Consider the following 3,127-nt stretch of genomic DNA (forward strand, 5'->3'; position numbering starts at 1 on the left):
GTCTGATTCGATCGGGGCTATTGGCCGGAGTCTCGGCTCGACCGGCTCGGCAACGGTTGATGGCGCGGGCTCGTCCTGGAGCAATTCCGCCGACCTCTCCGTCGGTTATTYCGGCGCCGGCACACTGACGATCCAGAACGGCGCCACGGTGAGCAACCAATCCGGGTATATCGGCCGCGGTCTCGGCTCGACCGGCACCRTGACGGTCGATGGCGCGGGCTCGTCCTGGACCAATCACATCGCTCTCTATGTCGGCAGTAGCGGCACCGGCACGCTGACGATCCAGAACGGCGGCACGGTGAGCATTGGCGCCGACGGGTATATCGGCGCCAATTCGGGCGGGACCGGCACCGTGACCGTCGACGGCGCGGGCTCGTCCTGGACCACTTCCGCCAATCTCTTTGTCGGCCAGAACGGCACCGGCACGCTGACGATCAAGAACGGCGGCGCGGTGAGCAGCGTCGCCGACGGGTATATCGGCTACAGTGCCGCCTCGACAGGCACGGTGACGGTCACCGGCGCTGGCGCGTCCTGGACCAATCCCGGCAATCTCTATGTCGGCCTAGACGGCACCGGCACGCTGACGATCGCGGGCAGCGGCACGGTGAGCAACACGACCGGAACGATCGGCGCCAATGGCGGCGCGACCGGCACGGTGACGGTCACCGGTGCCGGCTCGTCCTGGACCAATTCCGGCAGTCTCTCTGTCGGCCAGGACGGCACCGGCACGCTGACGATCGCGGGCGGTGGCGCGGTGAGCAACACGATCGGAGCGATCGGCGCCAATTCGGGCTCGACCGGCACGGTGACGGTCACCGGCGCCGGATCGTCCTGGACCAATTCCAGCAATTTCTATGTCGGACTAAACGGCACCGGCACACTGACGATCGCGGGCGGCGGCGCGGTGAGCAGCTTGATCGGGATCATCGGCGGCGCTTCGAGCTCGACGGGCACAGTGACGGTCACCGGCGCCGGATCGTCCTGGACCAATTCCGGCACTCTCGATGTCGGCCAATCCGGCACCGGCGTGCTGACAGTCGCCAATGGCGGCGTCGTCTCGGCTTCTTCCGTGACGCTTGGCTATTCGGCCCTATCCACGGGAACGCTCAATATCGGTGCCGCGTCCGGCCAGACCGCCGTTGCGCCCGGCACGCTGAACACCGCGTTGGTCAGGTTCAGGACCGGCACCGGCAGCATCGTGTTCAATCACACCGCCTCGAACTACATCTTCGCGCCCGTCATCTCCGGCAGCTTTGGTACGGTGACGGTCGAGGCCGGCACCACCATTTTCACCGCCGCCAGCAACTACACCGGCGCAACCACCGTCAACGGCGGCACGCTTGCGGTCAACGGATCGATCGTATCGAGCACGACGGTGAACAACGGCGGCACGCTGTCCGGCAGCGGCACGGTCGGATCGGTAACCGTGAATAGTGGTGGCATGCTGGCGCCCGGTTCCGGCGCGCCCGGCTCGGTGCTGACCATTTCCGGCAGCCTCGCCATGCAGTCGGGCGCGCTCTATCTCGTGCAGGTCGGTTCGGCAACGGCTTCACGCGCCAATGTCTCCGGCACGGCGACGCTCACCGGCGCCGGCGTGCAGGTGACGGTCGCGCCCGGCAACTCGGTCGCAAAGCAGTCCACCATCCTGCACGCGGCCGGCGGTCTCGGCGGCACCACCTTCAGCGGCGTCAGCGCGACGAACTTCGTCGCCAGCCTGAGTTACACGTCGACGGACGTGCTGCTCAATCTCTCGGCTGCGCTCGGCGCCGGCACCGGGCTGAACGTGAACCAGCAGAACGTTGCCGATGCACTCAACAATGCCTTCAACACCCGCGGTGGGCTGCCGGCGAACTTCGCAGGCGTCTTCGGCCTCGCCGGCGGCAATCTCGGCGCCGCGCTGTCGCAGCTCTCCGGCGAGCCCGCGACCGGAGCCCAGCAGGGCGCATTCCAGTTCATGGGCCAGTTCCTGGACCTGATGCTCGATCCGTCCGCGGGCGGACGCGATGGCGCAGGTGGCGCCGGAGGTTCGGCGCTCGGCTTCGCACCGGAGCGCGCGGCCTTGCCGGAGGACATCGCCCTCGCCTATGCCAAGGCGACGAAGACGCCGCTCGACGAGGCCCAACAGGCCTTGGAACCGCGCTGGAGCGTGTGGGCCAGCGGCTTCGGCGGCACCAGCAGGACCAGTGGCGATGCGGTCGTCGGCAGCCACGATCTCACCGCGCAAGTCGCGGGCGGTGCTGCGGGACTCGACTATCACCTGACCGGAAATGCGATGGTCGGCTTTGCGCTCGCCGGTGGCGGCACCCGATGGGATCTCGCGCAAGGGCTCGGCGGCGGCAAGAGCGACGCATTGCAGGGCGGCGTCTATGCGGCGGTGCGCTCCGGGCCGGCCTATGTCGCGGCCTCGCTGGCGGCGGCCAGCCACTGGATGTCGACCGACCGCCTGGCCGCGTTCGGCGATCATCTCACCGCGCGCTTCAACGCGCAGAGCTATGGCGGGCGCGTCGCAGGCGGCTATCGCGTCGTGACACCGCTCGTCGGGATCACGCCTTACGCGGCGTTGCAGGCGCAGAGCTTCCGCACGCCGGCCTACAGCGAGATCGATCTCAGCGGCGGCGGTTTTGGTCTCACCTACAATGCGCGCAGCGCGACCGACACACGCGGCGAGCTTGGCGCCCGCTTCGATCGCGCCATGCTGGTTGCTCCCGGCACGGCGTTGACGCTGCGCGGCCGACTCGCCTTCGCGCATGACTGGGTCAGCGATCCCGCGCTATCAGCGGTATTCCAGACGCTGCCGGCGGCGAGCTTCGTCGTCAACGGCGCAACGCCGGCGAAAGACACCGCGCTCGTCTCCGCCGGCGCCGATCTGCACCTTGTCCGCGGCGTCACGCTGTCGGCAAAGTTCGACGGCGCGTTCGCCGATCGCGCACAAACCTATGCGGGCAACGGCACGCTGCGTTACCGCTGGTGATCCCGGCCCCTCATGGGGCAGTGCATATGAAGAAAAACGTGGCGGGAAGCTCGCTTGCGGCCATCCTTCGCGACGCCCGCCCGGCGGGGTCCTCAGGATGAGGTCGCGTTTCCCGGCGAGATATCAACTCTCATGGTGAGGAGCCCGCCAAAGCGG

General features: G+C 68.1%; 1 protein-coding gene. It reads left to right on the forward strand.

From position 1 onward, the window contains the following. Nucleotides 1-2,971, forward strand: a 2,971-nt coding sequence (locus AC1D00_RS33685) for an autotransporter outer membrane beta-barrel domain-containing protein (RefSeq protein WP_477013643.1), incomplete at its 5' end; no start/stop codon positions are given. Nucleotides 2,972-3,127 lie beyond the last annotated feature (156 nt).

Source organism: Bradyrhizobium sp. P2_E8, assembly GCF_056403875.1.